The organism is Ideonella sp. (genome assembly GCF_041287625.1).
Lineage (GTDB): Bacteria > Pseudomonadota > Gammaproteobacteria > Burkholderiales > Burkholderiaceae_C > Ideonella.
On the sequence record NZ_JBGGNH010000064.1, the window covers coordinates 25,488 to 47,173 of the forward strand.

Consider the following 21,686-nt stretch of genomic DNA (forward strand, 5'->3'; position numbering starts at 1 on the left):
TCATGCTGGCATCCTCTGAATCAAGAGCAGGTTCGAGACAGGGCTCGAACAAAGAACCTTGGAGGCCTGGCAACTGCCGAGCCTTGGCGGCGCTCCGGCCGCGCCGCGATAGCCTGCGCCTTCGCGGGGCTGGCGGCACACCGCCGGCCTCGCTCGGACTGTCAATGGAAGAACTTCGTCACGCTCAGGCCGGTGCGGTAAATGCCCCAGGCCAGCGGGATGCCCACGGCCGCCCAGGCCAGCACCACCCAGACGGGGTTGCTGACGTGCGCAGCTGCATGGCCCACGCCGCCCTGCGCTGCCACCGCCGCCTTGTCATGCGCCAGCCGCTTTTCCTCGGCCAGTTCGGCATCGCTCATGAAATGCTTCTTGTCGATCGGGCGGACCAGCAGGTTGCAGACCAGGCCGATGGCCAGCATGCCGACCAGGATGTACATGGTCTGGTTGTAGACCTGCTCGCGCGGGAGCCCCAAGCCGAGCTGGTAGTCGCGCATGTAGTTCACGACGACCGGGCCCAGGATGCCGGCGGTCGCCCAGGCGGTCAGCAGGCGGCCGTGGATGGCGCCCACCATCTGCGTGCCGAACAGGTCGGCCAGGTAGGCCGGCACGGTGGCGAAGCCGCCGCCGTACATGCTCAGGATCACGCAGACCGCGCCGACGAACAGCAGCTTGGAGCCGGCGGCGGCACTGGCCGGGATGCTCGCGTACATGGCCGCGCCGAGCACAAAGAAGACCACATAAGTCATCTTGCGGCCCAGCTTGTCCGACAGGCTGGCCCAGACGAAGCGGCCCCCGATGTTGAACAGGCTGATCAGCGCCGCGAAACCGGCGGCAACGCCGGCGATGGCCGTGAGCTGACCCTTGTCGAGGGCGGTGAACTTGGCCGCGTCACCGCTCAGGCCGATCAGGCTGCCACCAAAGATCTCCTGCAGCATCGGGCTGGCCATGCCGATCACGCCGATGCCGGCCGACACGTTCATGCACAGCACCATCCACACCAGCCAGAACTGCGGAATGCCCCAGACCTTCTTCACGTGGACATGGCCCTGGGTGATCATCGCGTTGCCGGTCTGCGCCGGCGGCGGCGTCCAGCCCTCTGGCTTCCAGTTGGTGGCCGGCACACGGTAGGCCAGCGCGCCACCCATCATGAAGACGAAATAGACCAGGGCCATCACGACAAAGGTCTGGGCCACGCCCACATCGGTGGGCGTGGCAAAGGTCTTCATCAGCTCGGCTGCCAGCGGCGAGCCGATCATCGCGCCGCCGCCAAAACCCATGATGGCCATGCCGGTGGCCATGCCACGGCGGTCAGGGAACCACTTGATCAAAGTGCTGACGGGCGAGATGTAGCCAAGCCCCAGGCCGATGCCGCCAATGACACCGGAGCCCAGCAGCAGCATCCAGAATTGATGCTGCATCACCCCGACGGCCGACATCAGCATGCCGCCGCACCAGCACACCGCGGCCACCACGCCGGCCTTGCGCGGTCCGGCCCGTTCCAGCCAGCCACCCCACAGCGCCGCCGAGCAACCCAGCAGCACGAAGAAGGCGGTGTACATCCAGCCCAGCGTCGACACCTTCCAGTCACAATTGGTAACAAAAAGCTCCTGCCAGAAGCCCACTTCGGGGCCGCACTTGAGGGCTTCCTTGATGCCCAACGCCTTCGACAGTGGCAGCCAGAACACCGAGAAGCCGTAAGCCATGCCAATGCAAAGATGGATCGCGAGTGCCGCGGGCGGCACGAGCCAGCGGTTGAAACCGGGCGCGGCAATGATGCGTTCCTTGGACAAGAAGCCAGAGGAAGGTTGCGCCGCGGGCGGCATGTCGCCTGCTACGGTGGTGGACATCGTTCGATACTCCTTTTTGTGACAACAGGGGTAATGCGAACCGATCCCAACGACCCGCACCCCGCACCGGCAACAGGTGCTCGGCGATGGTCGCAATAGGCGGGCCAAGGCGCAATATGCAAGGCATTGCAGTTCACATGTGCCCGCCACCGCCTAAAGTGCAATCCCGCATGGACAAGATCTCAATTCAACCCGTCTGGACCATCCAGACCCCGGACGGCAGCGCAGTGCCCACCCGTCTGCTGACGCTGCTGGTGCAAGTGCATGCGCAGGGCAGCCTGCTGGCCGCCTGCCAGCATCTCGGCCTGTCCTATCGTCACGCCTGGGACCTGGTGCGCCAGGGCGAAGCACTCTTCGGCACGCCGCTGCTGCACATGGCGCGCGGCAAGGGCTCGAAGCTCTCCGCCCTCGGCGAGAAGCTGGTCTGGGCCGACCACCGCATTGCCGCGCGGCTCAAGCCGGTGCTGGACTCGCTGGCCTCGGAGCTGGCAGCCGAGATCGGCCGCCTTGTCGTCCATGCGCCCCCCGTGCTGCGGCTGCATGCCAGCCACGGTTTTGCGATCGAGGCGCTGGTCAGCGGGCTGAGCCAGGACGGCATGGCGGTGGAACGACGCTACGGCAGCAGCACCGAGGCTGTCGCCGCACTGTGCGACCACGCCTGTGATGCCGCTGGCTTCCATGTGCCGCTGGGGCCGCTGGCGACGGCCACGCTCGCCCACTACGCCCGCTGGCTGGGCGAGCCGTCGCTTTGCGTGATCGACATCGCCACCCGCCGCCAGGGCCTGATGGTCGCCTGCGGCAATCCAGCGAAGGTCTACGAACTCTCCGACCTGCTGCGGCCGGGCCTGCGCTTCATCAACCGCCAGGCCGGCTCCGGCACCCGCTTCCTGCTGGAGCGGCTGCTCGCCGCGCAGGGGCTGGATGCTGGTCGCATCTCCGGCTTTGAGCAGGGGGAGTTCACCCATGCCGCGGTGGCGGCCTACGTGGCCAGCGGCATGGCTGACGTCGGCTTCGGTCTGGAGCCGCCGGCCCGCCGCTTCGGGCTGGACTTCATGCCGCTGGCCAACGAGCGTTACTTCCTGCTCTGCCATGCCCAGACGCTGGACCGGCCGGCCATGCAACAGTTGCTGGCGCGGCTGCGCGACCCGGCGATGCGCGCCCAGCTCGACGCCTTGCCCGGCTACGACGCCCGCCACGCAGGCCGGGTCACCCCGCTGGTCGAGGCCTTTCAGGAACCTGCAGCGCTGGGCTGAAGCTTGCCCGCTTGAGGCGCGGCCGGGGCAATGCGCAGCAGGCCGGCCAGCTCCTCGTACATCGGCCGCGCCAGCAGCCGCGACACGCCGCTGGCCAGCATCGCGCTGGCCATCAGGCTCAGCACCATCGCGTGGCCGGAGACCATTTCCATCACGATGATGAAGGCCGTCAGTGGTGCCTGCGTGGCCGCGGCCAGGAAGCCGACCATGCCCAGCGCGATCAGCGGAATCGCCGCGTCGCCGGTGATGCCGGTCAGCAAGGCAATGTCCCGCCCGACCCCCGCACCCACCGCCAGCGACGGCGCAAACACGCCCGCCGGCACACCGGACCAGGCCGACAGCCAGGTGGCGCAGAACTTCAGCAGCGTGAACACGCCCGGCAGCTGCGCCTCGCCTTCGAGCATGTCGCGCGTCGGCGCGTAGCCGGCGCCTGCCGTGGCCTGGCCGGTCACCAGGCCGATGACGGCCACCGCCAGCCCGCAGCCGGCGGCAAAGCGCAGCGGATGCGACCGGCGCCAGCCGCTGACCCGGTCGGGCAGTCCGCGCATCGAGACCACCACCAGCCGCGAAAACAGCCCGCCGCCCAGCCCGGCCGTCAGCGCCACCAGCAGTCCGGGAAAGAACATGTGCCAGTTCAGCCGCTGCACCTGCAGCTCGCCGAAATAGGTGTGGTTGCCAAACACCGAGACCGACACCAGGCCGCTCAGCACGATGGCCGCAATCACCAGCGCGCTGTGCGAAATGCCTCGCCGGCGCGAGAGTTCCTCCATCGCGAAGATCACGCCGCCCAGCGGCGTGTTGAAGGTGGCCGCGATGCCTGCCGCCGCACCGGCCACCATCAGGTCATGGCTGTCGATGCCCGACAGCGGCGACAGCCAGCGCCGCGCATGGTCCATCACACCGGCGCCGACCTGCACCGTCGGCCCCTCTCGGCCAATGGACAGCCCGGCCAGCATGCCGCCGGCCACCAGCACCACCTTGGCCAGCGACAGTCGCAGCGAGACCAGCGCGCTGCGCTGCGACGGCGTCAGGTCGTTTTCCAACGCCCGCACCACCTGCGGAATGCCGGAGCCCAGCGCTCCCGGCACCCAGCGGCGGGTGCACCACAGCACCAGCACCGTGACCGCAGGCGTCCAGGCCAGTGCCCACCAGCGCCCGCCCGGTACCGTACCGCGCAACAGCAGGAAGGCTTGATACGCATGTTCGGCCAGCAGCGTGGAGCCGACCACCAGCAGTCCGGTCAGGACCGCATAGACAAGCACCACCGCGCGGTCCACCCACTGCCGGCCGGCCACCATCTCTTGCTGGAGATTGCCCCAGAAATCGGGCGCCACACCGTGCACGCCGCGCACCGCCGCTTGCGCCCTGGCCTGGCCGGCGCGCAACACGCGCCCGAGCATGGCCAGCCAGCGGGTCGGCAACTGTTTGGGCAACTGCATGCCCCGATGATAGGCGGCCCTCGCCCTGTTTCGCGGCCTTCAGGCAGGCTCGCGGCAGGGATACAGGGTACTTCAGGGCGCAGTGCCGGAGGCCTCCGGGGCATGGGACTCGATCCCGTGCTTCTCGCCGCTCATGTCGACCGAATCACCGGCCTTCATCACCACGAAAAGCGCCAGCGCGGCGAACAGCACAAAACCCAAAGCCAGCTTCCACATCGCACTTGTCTCCGTCAGTTATTTGAAGCCCGCAGGCTATCGACCGGCGCTGACGCCACCCCAACACCAGCCGACACCAAGCTGACAACCGGATTGCGCGGGTAAACAGGGGCCAACAGGGCCGCCTTGCGTCAACTGGATTTACACAGCCGACTCAAGGCGGCGACATCCCAAAGAGCTTTTGGTAGAGCTGAGCCACTTGGCTTGCTTCCGGCAATTGCATTTGCTGCGCCGCCTGATGAGCCAGTGCCAACAGTCTCGCCGCCTCGGCGCTGTCCGCCCCATGTCCACGCAAATGCAGGCCAACGGCCAGGTTGACTCGCCCCACAAGCAACTCGCGCACGTCGCCCAGCTGTTCATAGACCGGCAACTGTTCTTCGCGCCGGATCCTCAGTGCCTCTTCCAAATCCCCCCGCGCCTGCAGCACGTCGGCGATCTTGCCCATCGTCACCGCCCGCGAGCGCACGTCGCCTAGGCGATCAAATACAGGCAGTACTTCGCTGGTGAGCAAGCGCAAAGCCTCGTTCGGCTGCCCCTGCACGTGCAAGCACCGCGCGATCTGGGCCTTGGCCTGGGCCGCGTGCAGTTCGTCGCCGCCCTTCGAAAACGCCAGGGCAGCGATCCTTGCATGTTCGGCGCTCCGGCCCATCTGTCCCAGGCGCCAATAGGCCTGGGCGGCCTCCAGGTGCAGGTTGGCGGAACCGGCGCCTTCCAAGTCCGATCGGGCAAGGTACTGCTCGATGGCCTGCAGTCGTGCCATGACTTCGACTGCTTCTTTGCCGGACGCCGGCTCGAAACGCGAACCCGCAACAGGTTCTGCGGTCCTCGTGACAACGGCCGTGAACGACACCACCATCTCACGCCAGTTCCACAAATCGGGCGCCTGGTGCGCCATGGCATCAATGTCGGCATCGGACAGCCACAGCACCTGGATGCCGGGCAGCGCGTCGGCCAAGCGCTCACGAAGAACGTTGGCCTGCTGCCACCACAAGGCGCCCCGCGGCCTATCCAGCGGGAAACACAGATGAAGCCTGCCTGAACCGGCAAGCTGCGCTCGCTCGGCCCCAATCAACCATTCGTCAGGCCCCAGTTCCGGCCCCAGGTCCATGCGTTCCGCCGGTGCGATCTGCCCCAGCCTTTCGATCAGTGCGTCCCGGTAGGCGATGTTGTCCACCGCGGCCAGCACCAGGCTGAAATGGCCTGGATGCCCCCAGAGTTGGGCCAGGCGAACAAAACTGCCCGAGTGCTCGCTGCGGACATCCGGCAGTGCCTGAGCGGCATCGCTTGGGGCGCCGTCGGCGTTCATTTCAACCCGCGCCGTCTGCCGCGGCCGATTGGCGCGCCTTCGCGTAAGGCGGCAGCAAACGCACCAGCGGATGGCTGCGCCACCAGTAGTTGTTGTACTCCAGCAGCACCAGGTCGTAGAGCATGCGCAGCCGGTCGTCGGTGCGATCCTTTTCCTCGCCACGCGACAGGTCGATGCGGACCAACTCGGCCCAATCGCTCTGCCGCACCAGCCGCTGGTATTCGGAGGCCACGTCGCGCACGGCTTGCTCCGCCACCTCGCGCGTGATGAGGTCCTGCGTGATGCGCGAGAACGCTGCCCGTACCAGCCGCAGCAGGTCACGCACGTGGCCGCCGCTGCACTGAACGAGGTAGCGCACGGTTTCCTCATCGTCGAAATACACCAGCGGCATGCGTTTGCACACCAGTGCGATCAGCGCATCTTCTTCGCCGCCGCGTGTCGTCTCATCTTCATTGAAGACCTTCACCATCGGCAACTGCACACGCGTGAACCGCTGCGCTGTGACCGAAACCTCCAGCAGCACTGAAATCGGCGCGCAAACAATCAGGTTGGTCTGGATCTGGCTGAGCTGATTGACGTCCGCATGGAAGAACGCATCCGCATCTTCTTTCGAGAGCTTGTCGGTGCCGTCAATGATGAACAGCAACGGTCCGTGGCCCTGATGGCTCAGCAGTCCATTGGCGTGCGCAATCAAGGCGTTGAAATGCAACGACAACTGCAGGAAACCATCGCGCACTTCGCGCCGCAGTTCCTCGCGATAGCTTGCTCCCCCGCGCACCTTGGCCGTCATGGTCGCCAGCAAGCTGGCCAGGAATGGAATGCCGCCCTGCGCTTTGATTTCGGTCTTGACCTCGCCTTCGATGTCCTTGAAACGCTCCTGCTTCAGGATCCGCGTCTCGAACCAGTCCACCACGGGCTTGATGAACACCGGGTCCGGTCGCAGCGACAACTGCGCATCCTCGAAGGTGTCCACCAAAGCTTGCGCCAACGCGATCAGCAAGTCGCTGAAGCGCAAATTGTTGATGTCCAACTGCTTGGTCAGCTCCAGTTGGTGCACCGTGTAAGCATGCCGGAACAGGCCGGCGTAGTCGCGCAGCTCGGTAGATTTTCCACACCCGACATGGCCGCCAAACAAGACCGCCTCGGCCGTCTTGGCCTTGGTGCCTGGACGCAACTGGCCGGCGGGGTCCAGGTGGAAGGCCGTCAACATCCGCTGCCGGCTGTAGGCACCCCGATGCTGCTCCAGCGGGTAATGGAAGGGACTTTTCGCGTCGACATCGAGGCGAAAGTCAAAGTTGTCCTGGAACGACCAGATGCTGGGTTCGGTCATGTGCGGGAGGTCCCAACGGGAGTTCAGCCAAATTATGGGCCTTTGTGCACTGGCCGGCCGGCTCATGAATCTTGAAAGGAGATCGCCTTGAATCGGCTCGCGAAATTAAAAAGCGGCCCCGCAGGGCCGCCTTGTTGTGATGGGAAGCTGATCGCTCAATCGCCCGCGTAGATGTCCACGTCCTTGGTCTCGCGCACGAACAGCATGCCGATGACGAAGGTGGCGCCGGCGATGATGATCGGGTACCACAGGCCGTTGTACATGTTGCCGGTCTGGGCCACGATGGCCAGTGCGGTGGCTGGCAGCAAGCCGCCGAACCAGCCGTTGCCGATGTGGTACGGCAGGCTCATCGAGGTGTAGCGGATGCGGGTCGGGAACATCTCCACCAGCATCGCGGCGATCGGGCCGTAGACCATGGTGACCAGGATCACCAGGAAGGTCAGCAGCGCAACCAGCTTGACCTTGTCCATCTTGGCCGGGTCGGCCTTGTCCGGGTAGCCGGCGGCCTTCAGTGCGGCCTTGAGCTTGCCGGTCAGCACCGGGTCCTTGGCGGTCTTTTCGTCGCTCAGCGCCTTCAGGCTGGCTTCGGCGGCGGTGATGGCCTTGCCATCCGGCGTGGCGGCGGCCTTCAGGTCGGCCAGCTTCTTCTCGGCGCCGGCCTTGGCGGTGGCAATGTCCTCCGGGCTGACGGCCGTGCTGATCACGGTCTCACCGATCTTGATGACGGCCGGTGTGCCGGCAGGTGCCTCCACGTTGTCATAGCTCACCGAGGCGCCGGCCAGCTTCTGCTTGGCCACGTCGCACGAACTGGTGAACTTGGCGGTGCCGGTCGGGTTGAACTGGAACGAGCACTCCTTCGGGTCGGCCGTCACCGTGACCTTGGCGCTGGCCTGGGCACGTGCGAGGTCGGGATTGGCCGACTCGGTGATCATGCGGAAGACCGGGAAATAGGTCAGCACGGCGATCAGGCAGCCGGCCATGATGATGGGCTTGCGGCCGATCTTGTCCGACAGCGAGCCGAAGACCAGGAAGAACGGCGTGCCGATCAGCAGCGACAGCGCGATCAGGATGTTGGCCGTGGCCCCATCCACCTTCAGTGCGCCGGTCAGGAAGAACAGCGCGTAGAACTGGCCCGTGTACCAGACGACGGCCTGGCCGGCGGTCAGGCCGACCAGCGCCAGGATCACGATCTTCAGGTTCTTCCACTGGCCGAAGGATTCGGTCAGCGGCGCCTTGGAGGTCTTGCCCTCGGCCTTCATCTTCTTGAAGGCCGGCGATTCATTCATCGACAGCCGGATCCACACGCTGATGCCCAGCAGCAGGATGGAGACGATGAACGGGATGCGCCAGCCCCACTTGGCGAACTCTTCTTCGCCCACCGCGGTGCGGGTTCCCAGGATCACCAGCAGCGACAGGAACAGGCCCATGGTCGCGGTGGTCTGGATCCACGCGGTGTAGGCGCCGCGCTTGCCGTGCGGTGCATGCTCGGCGACGTAGGTCGCGGCACCGCCGTATTCACCGCCCAGCGCCAGGCCTTGCAGCATGCGCAGCACGATGAGGATCACCGGTGCGGCGATGCCGATGGACGCATAGTTGGGCAGCACGCCGACGATGAAGGTCGACAGGCCCATGATCAGGATGGTCACCAGGAAGGTGTACTTGCGGCCAATCATGTCGCCCAGGCGGCCGAAGACCAGCGCACCGAATGGCCGCACGATGAAGCCGGCGGCGAAGGCCAGCAGCGAGAAGATGGTGCGCGAGGCCGGGTCCAGCGCCGAGAAGAACTGGTTGCCGATGATCACGGCCAAGGTGCCGTAGAGATAAAAGTCGTACCACTCGAACACCGTGCCCAGCGAGGACGCGAAGATGACCTTCTTCTCCTCCGCTGTCATCGGCGCGGTCGACACCGTCGGTGTCATTGCCACTGTTGCCATGTTTGTCTCCTGATGACCGAGCGCTGCCCCAACGGCGACGCTGCTGCGCACTGTTGGCCTTGGCGCTGACCCGCTTCTGACGCGAAGCTGAACGGAAACTGACAAACTCCGGTCGAACCCTGAGGCATCGTTCCGGCATGCGGAAAACAGACGCTTGGCGAGGGAAAGTCCCAGGGGCCGGCAGGGTCAGTGCAAACCCGCAGCACGGGGGCTCGGAACGAGCCGAGCTCAGGCCAGGGCAGTGAACTCGGCAAACATCGTGTGCGACTCCGGCAGGCTGGCCAGCGGCACGTAGTCGCAAACCTCGGCGAACTCGGCCCACAGCGCCAGCACCGCCGGGTTGCCGTGCGCCGCGGCCACTGCCTCGGCCGAACGCCATTCAAAAACCTCCACCAGCGTGCCTTCGGCCGCCTGCATGACGTAGGCCGGCCGGTCACTCACCAGCCCCTGCTCGGCCAGCACCCGCAAGTGCTTGTCGATCAAACTGCGCAACACCTGGTCCTGGCCCCGCCTGGGCTTGTAGGCCACGATGACAAACAAACCCATGGTGGCACTCCTTCAGCTTGGAAGAGGGTCAGATGCAAGGTCAGTGCCGGGCCTGGCCGCCGAACCCGAGCAAGGTCTGCTGCTGCCGCCAAGCCAGGTAACCCAGCAGCTCGGGCAGCGGGAAAAAGCCTTCTTCGGGCGGATGGGCCGGGAGCTCGCAGACTTCCAGCAGCTCGACTTCGGTGGCTGCAGCGCGTTCGCCCAGGGCGGTGTCCAGCACGATCAGCACGCCATTGTCGAACTCCTCTTCCATCTCGGGGATGAAGCCGGGCACGGCAATGCGAAGGCCCAGCATGTGCGGCGCGTCTTCGTCCAGCAGCGGCTGGAACCACAGCTCGGCTGGCTGCAGCTCGATGCCCTGGTAGCGGATGCCGAAGTCGAAGCCCAGCGGTGGCTTCAGCGCAATGACCAGCCAGCCGGTGAGCGGCGAAGCCAGCGCCACCAGGGTTTCGACCTTGTCGAACAGGTCCACATCGCCCTGCGCGGTGATGACCAGTTCGCGCGGAGAGACCTCGGCCGACGAGACCTCGAACCAAAGGCCTTCGTCGAGTGCCTGCAGGCGCAGCAGCAGCTCGTCCCAGAAGACGTCGTCGGGGCCGCGCAAGGCATCCAGCTCGGCCTGGTGCTCGAACAGCCACATCCAGAACGCCTGGGCCGCCTCACGCCACGGGACGGGGTCATTCAACTGCATGCTTTGGCCTCGGGTGACGGGAGTGGGGGAACGGAGTCAGCTGGCGCCGGGCGACGGTGGCAAAGGGTCGAACAAGGCGTCCTGCTGCTGTTGCCAGCGCCCGGGCAACCGGGCCCAGACCTGCAGCTTGCCGGCCTCGTCCTGGCGCGACCAGGCGATGATTTCGTCGATGTTGCGCAGGCAACCTTCGCACCAGCCGGTGGCCGGGTCCATGCGGCAGACCGAGACGCAGGGCGACGGCACCGGCTGGCCAGCGGACCAATCCGCGGGCAGGACCGGTGGCGCGTCCAGCACAAAAGCGGGAACGGAGCGGTCCACTCAGCTCAGCCTTCCTGCGCCACGTCGGCCACCGGCGCGCCGGTGAGCTGCACCAGCTCGTCCGGGTGCAGGCGGAACACGCCGTTCGGGTGACCGGCGGCGGCCCACACTTCGTCGAAGCGGAACAGCGTGCGGTCGATCAGCGTGACCGGTCGCGTGGCATGGCCGACCGGCGAGACGCCGCCGATGGAAAAGCCGGTGCGCGCCTTGACGAAGGCCGCGTCGGCCCGGCCAATGGGGCCGACCAGCGCGGCGACCTTTTTCTCGTCCACCAGCTGGTCGCCCGCGGCGATGACCAGCACCGCCACTTCGTCAGCCTTGCGCCGGAAGATCACGCTCTTGGCGATCTGCCCGGTCGCCAGGCCCAGCGCATCGGCCGCCTCCTGGCAGGTGCGGGCCGGCACGTCCAGCCACTTCGGCAGGTGCGGGTGGCCACGCTCGGCCAGCAGGCGGGTGACCAGCGCAAAGCCCTCGTGCGGGGCTTCGAAGGCGGAGGAGGAGGATTCGATCTCGGCGCTCATGCCGACATTGTGGCGGCAAGCGCTCAGCGTTTCGCCGCCGGGTCGGCCACCTTGGGCAAGCTGGCCAGCAGCAGCAAGCCAACCGTCATGACCGCAGCCGTCAGGTAGAGCGCGCCATGGAAACCGCCACTGGCCTGCGCCATGCCGCCGGCCAGCGCGGGCCCGATGATTTGCGCGGCGCCGTAGCTCAGCGTCAGCCGCGCCATGGCCTTGCCGGGGTTGTGCGGCGAGCGGCGGCCCACCAGCGCCAGGGTCAGGCTGACAATGCCGATGAAGGTCGCGCCATAGCCAATGGCGCCCAGCAGCGCCGCTGCCAGCGAGCCCGACAGCGCAGGCAGCAGCACCGCCAGCGTCTGCAGCGCAAACGCAATCAGCAGCGCCCTTTGCTCACCGAGCCGGCGTGCCACCCGGTCCCACAGGAACACAGCCGGCATGGCGGCCAGGCCCACCAGCGCCCAGGCCAGCGCGCCCTGCCCGGCCAGCGCCGGCTCGCGCTCGACAATGGTGACGGTGAAGGTGGCGCTGATGACAAAGCCCCAGCCCGCGGCGAAGTACGCGGCCGACAAGGTGGCCAGCCAGCGCAGCGACGGTCCCGGCGCAGCGCCCGCCGCACCAGGGTGGGCGCTGGCTGGCGGCACCGGCGGGCGCCAGCACCAGGCTGGCCACAGGAACAGCGCCCCCACGCCACCCAGCGCCCACCAGTGTGCCGGCCAATGTGGCCACCAGCGCGTGAACAGCCAGGCGCACACGGCCGACACCACGATGCCCAACCCCAGCCCCATGAAATGCAAGCCCAGCTCCGGCCGGCGCCCGGCGCGCATCAGCCAGTTCAGCACCAGGCCCGAGCCCAGCAGCATGCCCGCCGCGCCACACAGCCCGCCCAGGTAACGCAGCAGCATCCAGCCCGGCAGCCAGGCGCCCAGGCCCATGGCCATGGTGCTCAGCAGTGCCAGCCAAAGCCCGCCGCCGTACAGGCGTTGGCGCCAGCGCGGGTCGTCGATGTACGAGGCCAGCAGCGCCCCGCTCATGTAGCCGGCGTAGTTCACGGCCGCCAGCAGGCCGGCATCGCGGTCGCTCAGCCCGGTTTGCGCCTGCAGCGCAGGCAGCAGCGGCGTGTAGGCAAAACGCGCCAGCCCGATGGTCAGCACCAGGCCGCACAGCCCGCCGGTGATGACCTGCCAGGGCCGCAGGCCGGCGGCGTCAGATGCGGCCATCGGCCAGGCGGCGTTCGAGCTGCGGCTTGCGGTCGTTGCCCCAGAAGGGTTCGCCGTCGATGATGAAAAACGGCGCACCGAACACGCCCAGCGCCAGTGCGTCGTCGTTGGCCTGCTTGAGGCGCTGCTTCCACACCGGGTCGCCCCAGGCGTCCTGCGCGGCCTCGGCGTCCAGCGCGGTTTCGGCCACCAACGCCTTCAGCGCCACCGGCTCGTTCAGCGGCACGCCGCGCGTGAAATAGGCCCGCATGCCGGCGCGGGACCAGGCGGCGGCGGCATCCGGCCCTTGCGTGTCGTGCAGCCACCAGAACACGCGGGCGGCGTTTTGCGTGGCGATGGGGAACGGCGAGGGCTGGCGGTAAGGCACGCGCTCGAAACGCGCCGAGCGCTCGAAGTCCAGCAGCGTGTATTCGCGCTTGACCGGATGCGACACCGGGCTTTTCAGCTCTGCGGCCTGGAAGGCCACGCCCAGCAGGATGGCGTGGCGGCGCACCGGCCGGCCGTGGCGCGCGGCCAGCGCGTCGATCCATTCGTTGGCGATGTAGGCATAGGGCGACGAGAAGTCGAAGAAGAAGTCGATGGCGGCGGGCATGATCGTGCAAACGATAGACCGATCCGTCGCGCGTGGCGACAGTGCATGCCCCGGTTGCGCAGTTTCGTCGCAGCAGTACCGCACGCGGCAAGGCCATGCCTAGCATTGGCGCCATGCTGCACCCTCCTGCCCACGCCGCACGACGGCACTTCCAGGCCCTGGCGCTTTCGGCCTTGCTGGCGCTGAACCCACTGGCAACGCGCGCCGCACCGCTCGCCGCCGCCGAGGCCGACGCCATCGACAGCACCGTGCGCGAGGCGCTGCGCGCGCAGCACGCGCCCGGCGCCGTGGTGGCGATCCGCCGTGGCAGCGAGCCGGTGTTCCGCCGCGCCTATGGCCTGGCGGACACCACCAGCGGCCGGGCCATGCACGAGGACACGGCCTTCGAGATCGGCTCCATCACCAAGCAGATGACCGCGGCCGCGGTGCTGCAGCTGGTGCAGGCCGGCCGGCTCTCGCTGGACGACGCGGTCGGCAAGTTTGTGCCCACATTCCCGGCCGCCGCGCGGGTCAGCGTGCGGCAATTGCTTCAGCAGACCAGCGGGCTGCCGGACTTCGCCGGCACGGAGGCTTTCGCCGCCAACGCGACGCAGACCCCGGCCCGCTTCGAGCAGGTACTGGCAACCGTGCAGGCCGCGCCGCTGCAGTTCACACCGGGCAGCCGCTTTCGCTACAGCAACACGAACTACCTGCTGCTGGCCCGCATCGTCGAGACCGTCAGCGGCCAGCCGTTTGCGAGCCGGCTGGGCGAGCAGGTGCTGGGCCCTGCCGGCATGGCCCACACCGGCGCCAGCGACGGCACCTTGCGCTGGCCGGACCTGGCCAGTGGCCACAGCACCGAAGCCGGCCAGGTGCAGCCCGCGCCGCGCTTCCAGCCGAGCTGGATTCGCGGTGCGGGAGAACTGGTGTCGACCGCCGACGACCTGCTGGCCTGGGCCGATGCGCTGGCTGGTGGCCGCGTGGTCGCACCCGCGCAGTTCCAGGCCATGGCCACGCCCGCCATGCTGAACGACGGCCAGCCTGACGGCTACGGCTTTGGCCTATTCGTCGACCGACAGGCCGGCCATCCGCGGCTGTGGCACGGCGGTGGCACGTTGGGCTTCTCGTCCAGCCTGATGCTGTATCCAGCGGACCAACTGACCATCGTCGTGCTGGTGAACCACGAGGCGCTGAATGCCTCGGCGCTGTCGGCCTCGCTGTTCGAGGTGCTGCACCCCGAAGCCCGAGCCGCCCATGCGCCAGTGCCAGGCGAGGACCCAGCGCTGACGCAGCAGGTGCGGGCCTGGCTGGTGGCGCTGAAACAAGGCACGCAAAGCGCCGACATCGCGCTTGCGCCGGCCGTGCGGCTGACATTGCAAAACGCGCTGGACAACTATGGCCGGCCCGAAGCGCTGGTGTACCGCGGCCAGGGCATCGATGGCGAACGGCGCTACCTGCTGCGCTTCGGCGCGCAGTGGTTCCGCTTCGATTTCAGCCGCGCAGTTGGCGGCGCCCTGCGCGCCGCGACGATCACGCCGGAGTGATCTCAGTCTGCGCGGTGGTAGCGCAGCGCACGCTGTGCCCGGCGCGCTGGCCAGCCGGCCATCAGTCCCGGCACGAAATATTCGCCGACCAGCAGCGCCTGGCCATGGCGGTGGAAGGTGGACCAGCGCTGCCACACGCCACGCGCCGGACACGGCTGGCCGGTGGCCTCGGACCAGGCACGGCACAGCGCGCGGGCCACTGGGTGCGCAGCGGGCAGCCAGTGCTGCGACAGTGGCGAGCGCTGCACGTCGCCGCGCGTGAACAGCAGTTCGGCCAGAGGCCGCTGCGCCAGGCCACGCAGCGCCTTCCACGGCCCGCGCGCGGCGGCCGCGGCCGGCGTGACCGAATGCGCGAACACCATCGGCTGGCCGGCGCCGATCAGCAGCACGGTGCGCGCATGCACCGCCGCGCCGGCGCGCAGGCCCAGTGCCTTTGCGTCACCCGCATTGCACGGCCGCAGCCCTTGCGCCAGCACCCTCACCGACAGCGGCGGGCGCGCGGTGCGCAGGTGCACCGTCAACGAACCTTCAGCGGCCAGCCAGCGCTGGTCGGCCCCGCGCACGGCGCGCGCCTTGGCCAGGCCGTGCGTGGGCCGGCCGGCCGGCGCGGCAGCACGCAGCGTGCGCAACGGGGCCAGCTGGCGCATCAGGGCTGGTTCACGAGAACTCAGACCAAGGCCCTCCCGATCAGGATCTTCTGCACTTCGGAAGTGCCTTCGTAGAGCTGGCAGACGCGCACGTCACGGTACAGGCGCTCGACCGGGAAGTCGCTGACATAGCCGTAGCCGCCATGCACCTGGATGGCCGCGGAGCAGACCTTTTCGGCCATCTCGCTGGCGAACAGCTTGGCCATCGCGGCTTCCTTCAGGCAGGGCAGGCCAGCGTCTTTCAAGGTGGCGGCGTGCCAGACCAGCTGGCGCGCGGCTTCGAGCTGGGTGGCGCAGTCGGCCAGCTTGTGCTGCACCGCCTGGTGTTCGTAGATCGGCACGCCGAAGGCCACGCGCTCCTTGGCGTAGCGCAACGCGGCTTCCAGCGCAGCGCGCGCCATGCCCAAGCTTTGCGAGGCAATGCCGATGCGCCCGCCTTCCAGCCCGCCCAGCGCAATCTTCAGGCCCTGGCCTTCTTCGCCCAGCCGGTTCGCCACCGGCACGCGGCAGTTCTCGAACAGGATTTGCGCGGTGTCGGAGCTGTGCTGGCCCATCTTGTCTTCGAGGCGGGCGACCGTGTAGCCGGGCGTGTTCGTCGGCACCAGGAAGGCGCTGATGCCTTTCTTGCCGGCGGCCTTGTCGGTGACGGCCATCACGATGGCCACGTCGCCGTTCTTGCCGCTGGTGATGAACTGCTTGACGCCATTGAGGACGTAGTCGTCCCCATCGCGCACCGCCATGGTCTTCAACCCGCCGGCCTCGGAGCCGACGTGCGGCTCGGTGAGGCAGAAGGCACCCAGCATGTCGCCCCGCGCCAGCGGTTTGAGGAACCTCTGCTTCTGGTCCTCGTTGCCAAAGGCCATCAGGATGGAGCAGACCGGGCAGTTGTTGACGCTGACCACGGTGGACGTGCCGCCGTCACCGGCACCCACCTCTTCCAGGATCAGCGACAGCGCCAGGTAGTCCAGCCCGGCACCGTCGTATTCGGTGGGCACCGCCACGCCGTAGCAGCCGAGCGCGGCCAAGCCTTTCAGTTGCTTGGCCGGGAAATGGTGTTCCTTGTCCCAGCGCGCGGCGTGCGGGGCGATTTGGTCCTGCACGTAGGCGCGCACCGCTTCCTGCACCGCCTGGTGCTCTTCGCTCAGCAGCATGGTTCTTGTCTCCGGATGTGTTGTGCAGTGCTTACCAGGGGATGGTGGCACCGCTGTAATCGTAGAAGCCGCCATGGCGGGCATCGTTCAGCCCGGCCAGCACCTGGCGGATGCCGGCGGCGCTTTCCTCGGGCGAAATGTCCGCACCCTCGCCGCCCATTTCAGTGCGCACCCAGCCGGGGTGCAGCGCGCAGCAGAAGGCCTTGCCCTTCAGCGCCAGCGCAGTGTCGGCCAGCACCGAATTGACCGCCGCCTTGGACGCGCGGTAGAGCCAGCCGGCGCTGCTGGCGCGGGTGCCGATGGAGCCCATGCGCGAGGACAGCACCCCCACGCGCGCGCCCGGCGCCAGCGCGTCCAGCATCTGCGGCAGCACCTGCATGGGACCCAGCACATTGGTGTGCATGACCTCGTCGAATTCGGCCGCGGTGGGCGACTGCAGGCCGCTGTGGCGCGGTCCGTAGACACCGGCATTGACGATGGCCACGTCGAAGCTTTCGCCGTCGACCTGCCAGGCCAGGCCGGAGACGCTGGCGGCCGAGGTCACGTCCAGCCGCAGGCCCTTGGCGCCCAGCGCGTGCAGCCTGGCCAGGCCGGCGTCGTCGCGCGCGGTGGCCACGACCTGTGCGCCAGCCTCGCGGTACTGGCGCACCAGTTCCAGGCCGATGCCACGCGAGGCGCCGATGACCAGCACGGCACGGGGCGAAAAGTTGGAAGCAGCGGCGCTCATGTCAAAGCCTGGCGATAGAGGTGTCCAGCCGCTGGTGCAGCGTGTGCAGCAGCTGGGCCCGGGTGTAGGGATGTTCGTGGCCTGAGAGCCGCAGCGCGATGCGCGTCACCAGCGCATGCGTGGGCGACGGCGGGGACCAGGCGGAGGCGCCGAACAGCCACAGCGCGATGGCCGCCAACGCGCCGCCTTGCAGCCAGCGCTGCAGCCGCGGCGCGTGCCAGTGTTCGGCGTACAGCACCGCCAGGCTCACCGCTCCGCCAACCACGAAGCCGGCGATGACCTCGCTGACCGAATGCGCGTCCACCGCCAGGCGCGAGACGCCGACCACCAGCGCGATCACAGCGCCCAGCAGCGCGGCGGCCATGCGGCCGCGGCCGATCAGCAGCTCGGCGCAGGCGGCCAGCAGCACCGGGTAGATTGCCGAGGCGTACATCGAGTGGCCGGAGACGCCGGTGAAGTTCAGGCTCGCCGAACCAATGCCCCAGCCGATGAAGGCGATCTTGGTCAGCGTGGTGAGCCCTGTGGCCAGCACCAGCCCGGCCAGCCAGCGCGATGCGGCCGGCCGGCCCTCCGGGCGGCTGGCGAGCAGCAGGCCGACCAGCAGCGCGGCCGGCAGCAGGATCTGGGCTTCCCCGAAGCGGGTCACGAAATGCCAAGCGTTCACAGCGGTATCAGTCAGTGCAGCGGAAGGCCTGCATTCTTCATCAAACCCTGTGCTCGACCAGCGCCAGCCGCGCCGCCAGGCCAAGGAACAAGGCGCCGCCCAGGCCGTTCAACCAGCGCGACAGCGTGGGCGAACCGCCCAGCCGGCGCAGCCGTGCCGAGACGGCCACCAGCGCCAGCAAAAAGACCGTGCCCTGCGTGACCATCAGGGTGCCCAGGGCCAGGAAGGCCATTGTCTTGTGCGGCGCGTCCGGCGCGATGAACTGTGGCAGGAAGGCCAGGAAAAACAGCGCCACCTTGGGGTTCAGCACGTTGGTCACCATGCCCTGGCGGAACACTGCGGACAGCGACGGCGCACGCGCCGGTGCCGCCTGCGCGCCTTCGGCCGCGGCGGGCCTGGCCGCGCTGCGCAGCATCTGCAACGCCACCCACACCAGGTAGGCAGCGCCCACCCACTTCAGCGCGGCAAAGGCCAGGCTCGAAACGGCCAGCAGCGCCGCCAGGCCAAAGGCGGCCAGCAGCGCATGCACCACGCAGCCGGCCGAGACGCCCAGCGCCGCCGCCACACCGGTGCGCGCGCCGCCGGTCAGCGTGCGCGAGACGGTGTAGAGCATGTCCACGCCAGGCGTGGCGTTGAGCACCAGGACCGTCAGCGAGAACAGGCCCAGGCTGTGCAGGCCCAGCGTCGCGGCAAGTTCGCTCATGTCAAAGCAGCTCGATGGCCATGGCCGTGGCCTCGCCGCCACCGATGCACAGCGCCGCGACGCCGCGCTGCAAGCCCCGCTTCTTCAGCGCGCCCAGCAGCGTGACGACGATGCGTGCGCCGGAAGCACCGATCGGGTGGCCCAGCGCGACCGCGCCGCCGTGCACGTTGACGATCTCGTGCGGCAGCTTGAACTCGGCCATCGCGGCCATGGTCACCGCGGCAAAGGCTTCGTTGACTTCCCACAGGTGAACCTGCTCGGCCGTCCAGCCGGCCTTCTTCAAGACCTTCTGGATCGCGCCGACCGGTGCGGTGGTGAACCACTCGGGCGCCTGCGCATGCACCGCGTGCGAGACGATGCGGGCGATCGGCGTCAGGCCACGCGCCTTGGCCGTGGATTCGCGCATCAGCACCAGCGCTGCGGCGCCGTCGGAAATGCTGGACGAGGTGGCCGCGGTGATGGTTCCGTCCTTCTTGAACGCGGGCTTCAGGCCGGGGATCTTGTCGAGCTTGGCCTTGAACGGGGCTTCGTCGCGCTTGAACAGGGTTTCACCGCCCTTGCCGGCCAGCGCCACCGGGGCGATCTCCCAGTCGAAGCTGCCGTCTTCGTTGGCCTGCTTGGCACGCTGGGTGGACGAGATGGCGAACTGGTCCTGCGCTTCGCGGGTGAAGCTGTACTTGCTCACGCATTGTTCGGCGAACACGCCCATCGCCTGGCCGCGCTGGTAGGCGTCTTCCAGGCCGTCCAGCGCCATGTGGTCATAGACCGCGCTGGCGCCGTACTTGATGCCCTTGCGGGCGAACATCAGGTGCGGCGCGTTGGTCATGCTTTCCATGCCGCCGGCCACCATCAGCTCGGCCGAGCCGGCGGCCAGCATGTCGTGCGCGAACATCATCGCGCGCATGCCCGAGCCGCACATCTTGCTCAGAGTGACGGCCCCGGTGCTGTCCGGCAGCCCCGCCTTGCGCAAGGCCTGGCGCGCAGGTGCCTGGCCCTGCCCGGCCATCAGGCAGTTGCCCATCAGCACTTCGTCGATGGCGTCGCCCGGCACGCCGGCGCGCTCGACGGCAGCCTTGATCGCGACGGCGCCCAGCTCCCAGGCAGCCAGCGATGAAAAGTCGCCCAGCAGGCCCCCGATGGGGGTGCGGGCAGCGGAAGCGATGACGATGGAATCGGCCATTTTTGAGTCTCCAGTGAATGCCGTGGAACGAGGGGGAGTGCGGTCTAGGCCGCAGCCTGGGCGCGCTGCACGGCGAAGCGCTTGCCCGGCTCATAGGGAAAAACGTCATGCACATGGCCGGCGGCAATGCGCTGCTTGTGACCTTGCCAGAATGCGGCGTCCAGCAGGTCGGCATGGTGTTTCATGAAGACTTCGCGCACCTGCGGGTTGCCCAGCAGGAACGGCGCGAAGGTCTCGGGGAAGACGTCCCGCGGGGCGACCGGCCACCAGACCTCGCCGGACATTTCCTCTTCCTCGTTGCGCGGCGCAGGCACGCGGCGGAAGTTGCAGTCGGTCAGGTACTCGATCTCGTCGTAGTCGTAGAACACGACCTTGCCAGCGCGGGTCACGCCGAAGTTCTTCCACAGCATGTCGCCAGGAAAGATGTTGGCCGCGACCAGGTCCTTGATCGCGTTGCCGTATTCGATCACCGCGTTTTCCAGCTGGACCGGCGTGGCGTCCTGCAGGTAGATGTTCAGCGGCACCATGCGGCGCTCGATGTAGACGTGCCTCAGCACCAGCTCGCGCGGAGCTTCGCCTCTGTCCGAGATCTCCAGCTGGCTGGGCGCGAAGTGGCGCAGCTCGGCCATCAGTTCGTCGTCGAAGCGCGAGAGCGGGAAGGCCACGTTGGAGAACTCCAGCGTGTCGGCCATGCGGCCCACGCGGTCGTGCTGCTTGACCAGCAGGTACTTGCCCTGCACCTGCTCGCGCGTGGTGTCCTTCTGCTCGGGGAAAAAGTCCTTGATGAGCTTGAAGACAAACGGGAAGCTGGGCAGGTCGAACACCAGCATCACCATGCCCTTGATGCCGGGCGCGATGCGGAAGCTGTCGCTGGAGTGCTGCAGGTGGGCCAGGAAGTCGCGGTAGAACAGGTTCTTGCCGTGCTTCTGCAGGCCCAGCGCGCTGTACAGCTCGGCGCGTGGCTTGCGCGGCATCAGCGAGCACAGGAACTGCACATGGGCACTGGGAATTTCCATGTCCACGAGGAAATAGGCCCGCGCGAAGCTGAAAAGCATCTGCAGGTCGTCCTCGCCGAACAGCACGGCGTCGATCACCAGCCGGGGCACAGCGCCCCCGGCCGGGTCCAGGTGCAGGATGGGCAGCGCAAACGGCGCTTCGCTGTCGCCGTTGACCACCTTGCCGACCACGTAGGCGCCCTTGTTCCGGTAGAACAGCGGGGACAGCACCTGGATCTGGAAATTCGCCCGGGCGCGGAACGGGCGATCCTTGTCCAGCAGCTCCAGCCGTTCCAGCACGGCGGCCAGCACCGCGTCCACGTCGCGCGCCAGGTCCTCGAACTCGACCTGCAACCGGAAGTTGGTGATGACGCGCATCAGCGTGTCGCGCAGCGACTCGCGCGTCGGGTAGTAGCAGCGGTAGGTGGGCGTGGCGGCCGGTTCGTCGTTCTCGATGTATTCGGTCGAGATGGCGGGGCGGACAAAGATGAAGTCGTTGTGGAAGTAGTGCCGGTGCAGGATCTTGGTCGTGACCGAATTGAAGAAGGTCTCGGCCAGCTCCGGCTGGTGGTGGTGGGTCAGCAGGCCGATGTAGTGCAGCTTGACCTGCTGCCAGATGGCCATCGGCAGCTTGCCGGCTTCGAACTCGGCCTGCAGCCGCTCGGCGGCCTCGGCCACGCGCAGGTCGTAGAACTCGATGCGCTCGCGCTGCGCGCGCTGCTGGCCGTGCCAGTCTGCCCGCTCGAAGCGCTGCTTGGCGCTGGCACTGGCCTCGCGGAACAGGCGGTAGTGCTTGTCGAACCCGTCCAGCAACGCGCAGGCGATCTCGTAGCCGCGGCTGTCGTCAAGCTGCTGCGGGAACAGGGTTTGACGGACAGGCGGGCGCATG

21 protein-coding genes are annotated in these 21,686 nt (G+C 67.7%); 2 read left to right on the top strand and 19 right to left on the bottom strand.

Annotated features, from left to right (window positions below):
- Nucleotides 1–161: 161 nt before the first annotated feature.
- The gene (locus ACAH41_RS23510) at nt 162–1,847 is read right to left on the bottom strand and encodes an OFA family MFS transporter (RefSeq protein WP_325655622.1); all 1,686 of its coding nucleotides are present in this window, start codon (nt 1,845–1,847) and stop codon (nt 162–164) included.
- A 170-nt stretch (nt 1,848–2,017) separates the two neighbouring features.
- Here ACAH41_RS23510 and ACAH41_RS23515 point away from each other — a divergent pair, with 170 nt between their 5' ends.
- Nucleotides 2,018–3,100, top strand: a complete 1,083-nt coding sequence (locus ACAH41_RS23515) for a substrate-binding domain-containing protein (RefSeq protein ID WP_325655621.1) — start codon at nt 2,018–2,020, stop codon at nt 3,098–3,100.
- Here the strand turns inward: ACAH41_RS23515 and ACAH41_RS23520 are convergent.
- The 11 genes from ACAH41_RS23520 to ACAH41_RS23570 form a co-directional block, all read right to left on the bottom strand.
- Entirely contained in the window at nt 3,076–4,539 is a 1,464-nt protein-coding gene (locus ACAH41_RS23520) for a chloride channel protein (RefSeq protein WP_370538560.1), read from the bottom strand. The two genes, ACAH41_RS23515 and ACAH41_RS23520, sit on opposite strands and share 25 nt — an antisense overlap.
- 72 nt (nt 4,540–4,611) lie before the next feature.
- Nucleotides 4,612–4,755, bottom strand: coding sequence for a hypothetical protein (locus ACAH41_RS23525; protein ID WP_325655620.1), 144 nt, complete (start codon nt 4,753–4,755; stop codon nt 4,612–4,614).
- 154 nt (nt 4,756–4,909) lie between these two features.
- Nucleotides 4,910–6,061 (bottom strand): hypothetical protein, encoded by a 1,152-nt coding sequence (locus tag ACAH41_RS23530; protein ID WP_325655619.1) that lies wholly within the window; start codon nt 6,059–6,061, stop codon nt 4,910–4,912.
- Nucleotide 6,062: 1 nt separating this feature from the next.
- Entirely contained in the window at nt 6,063–7,391 is a 1,329-nt protein-coding gene (locus tag ACAH41_RS23535) for a hypothetical protein (protein WP_370538561.1), read from the bottom strand.
- Between the two features lie 155 nt (nt 7,392–7,546).
- Nucleotides 7,547–9,325, bottom strand: coding sequence for an MFS transporter (locus tag ACAH41_RS23540; RefSeq protein ID WP_370538562.1), 1,779 nt, complete (start codon nt 9,323–9,325; stop codon nt 7,547–7,549).
- 228 nt (nt 9,326–9,553) lie between these two features.
- Nucleotides 9,554–9,871, bottom strand: coding sequence for a hypothetical protein (locus ACAH41_RS23545; protein WP_325655617.1), 318 nt, complete (start codon nt 9,869–9,871; stop codon nt 9,554–9,556).
- 40 nt (nt 9,872–9,911) lie between these two features.
- A complete protein-coding gene (locus ACAH41_RS23550) occupies nt 9,912–10,562 on the bottom strand; it encodes a hypothetical protein (RefSeq protein WP_325655616.1) in 651 nt (216 codons plus the stop codon).
- Between the two features lie 36 nt (nt 10,563–10,598).
- Nucleotides 10,599–10,880 (bottom strand): DUF1289 domain-containing protein, encoded by a 282-nt coding sequence (locus tag ACAH41_RS23555; protein ID WP_370538563.1) that lies wholly within the window; start codon nt 10,878–10,880, stop codon nt 10,599–10,601.
- Between the two features lie 5 nt (nt 10,881–10,885).
- On the bottom strand, nt 10,886–11,401 hold the full coding sequence (locus tag ACAH41_RS23560) for a YbaK/EbsC family protein (protein WP_325655615.1): 516 nt from the start codon (nt 11,399–11,401) through the stop codon (nt 10,886–10,888).
- A 23-nt stretch (nt 11,402–11,424) separates the two neighbouring features.
- Nucleotides 11,425–12,615 carry a YbfB/YjiJ family MFS transporter gene (locus tag ACAH41_RS23565; RefSeq protein ID WP_325655614.1) on the bottom strand — a complete coding sequence of 397 codons (1,191 nt, stop codon included), beginning with the start codon at nt 12,613–12,615 and terminating at the stop codon, nt 11,425–11,427.
- On the bottom strand, nt 12,602–13,207 hold the full coding sequence (locus ACAH41_RS23570) for a 2-hydroxychromene-2-carboxylate isomerase (protein ID WP_325655613.1): 606 nt from the start codon (nt 13,205–13,207) through the stop codon (nt 12,602–12,604). The genes ACAH41_RS23565 and ACAH41_RS23570 overlap by 14 nt, the downstream gene beginning before the upstream one ends.
- Nucleotides 13,208–13,320: 113 nt before the next feature.
- Between ACAH41_RS23570 and ACAH41_RS23575 the strand changes: the two genes are divergently transcribed.
- Nucleotides 13,321–14,730, top strand: coding sequence for a serine hydrolase domain-containing protein (locus ACAH41_RS23575; protein WP_325655612.1), 1,410 nt, complete (start codon nt 13,321–13,323; stop codon nt 14,728–14,730).
- Between the two features lie 2 nt (nt 14,731–14,732).
- On the opposite strand, the gene ACAH41_RS23580 is transcribed toward ACAH41_RS23575, so the two are convergent.
- The 7 genes from ACAH41_RS23580 to aceK are packed head-to-tail and all read right to left on the bottom strand — an operon-like array spanning nt 14,733 to nt 21,661.
- Nucleotides 14,733–15,377 carry a chorismate lyase gene (locus ACAH41_RS23580; RefSeq protein ID WP_325655611.1) on the bottom strand — a complete coding sequence of 215 codons (645 nt, stop codon included), beginning with the start codon at nt 15,375–15,377 and terminating at the stop codon, nt 14,733–14,735.
- Nucleotides 15,378–15,397: 20 nt separating this feature from the next.
- Nucleotides 15,398–16,528: an acyl-CoA dehydrogenase family protein gene (locus tag ACAH41_RS23585; RefSeq protein ID WP_325655610.1), complete on the bottom strand. Its 1,131-nt coding sequence runs from the start codon at nt 16,526–16,528 to the stop codon at nt 15,398–15,400.
- A 31-nt stretch (nt 16,529–16,559) separates the two neighbouring features.
- Nucleotides 16,560–17,255: an SDR family oxidoreductase gene (locus tag ACAH41_RS23590; protein ID WP_325655609.1), complete on the bottom strand. Its 696-nt coding sequence runs from the start codon at nt 17,253–17,255 to the stop codon at nt 16,560–16,562.
- A 1-nt stretch (nt 17,256) separates the two neighbouring features.
- Nucleotides 17,257–17,901, bottom strand: a complete 645-nt coding sequence (locus tag ACAH41_RS23595) for a phosphatase PAP2 family protein (protein ID WP_325655608.1) — start codon at nt 17,899–17,901, stop codon at nt 17,257–17,259.
- A gap of 58 nt (nt 17,902–17,959) precedes the next feature.
- Nucleotides 17,960–18,622, bottom strand: a complete 663-nt coding sequence (locus ACAH41_RS23600; RefSeq protein WP_325655607.1) for a LysE family translocator — start codon at nt 18,620–18,622, stop codon at nt 17,960–17,962.
- Nucleotide 18,623: 1 nt separating this feature from the next.
- Nucleotides 18,624–19,802: an acetyl-CoA C-acyltransferase gene (locus ACAH41_RS23605; protein WP_325655606.1), complete on the bottom strand. Its 1,179-nt coding sequence runs from the start codon at nt 19,800–19,802 to the stop codon at nt 18,624–18,626.
- A 44-nt stretch (nt 19,803–19,846) separates the two neighbouring features.
- Entirely contained in the window at nt 19,847–21,661 is a 1,815-nt protein-coding gene (gene aceK / locus ACAH41_RS23610; RefSeq protein ID WP_325655638.1) for a bifunctional isocitrate dehydrogenase kinase/phosphatase, read from the bottom strand.
- Nucleotides 21,662–21,686 lie beyond the last annotated feature (25 nt).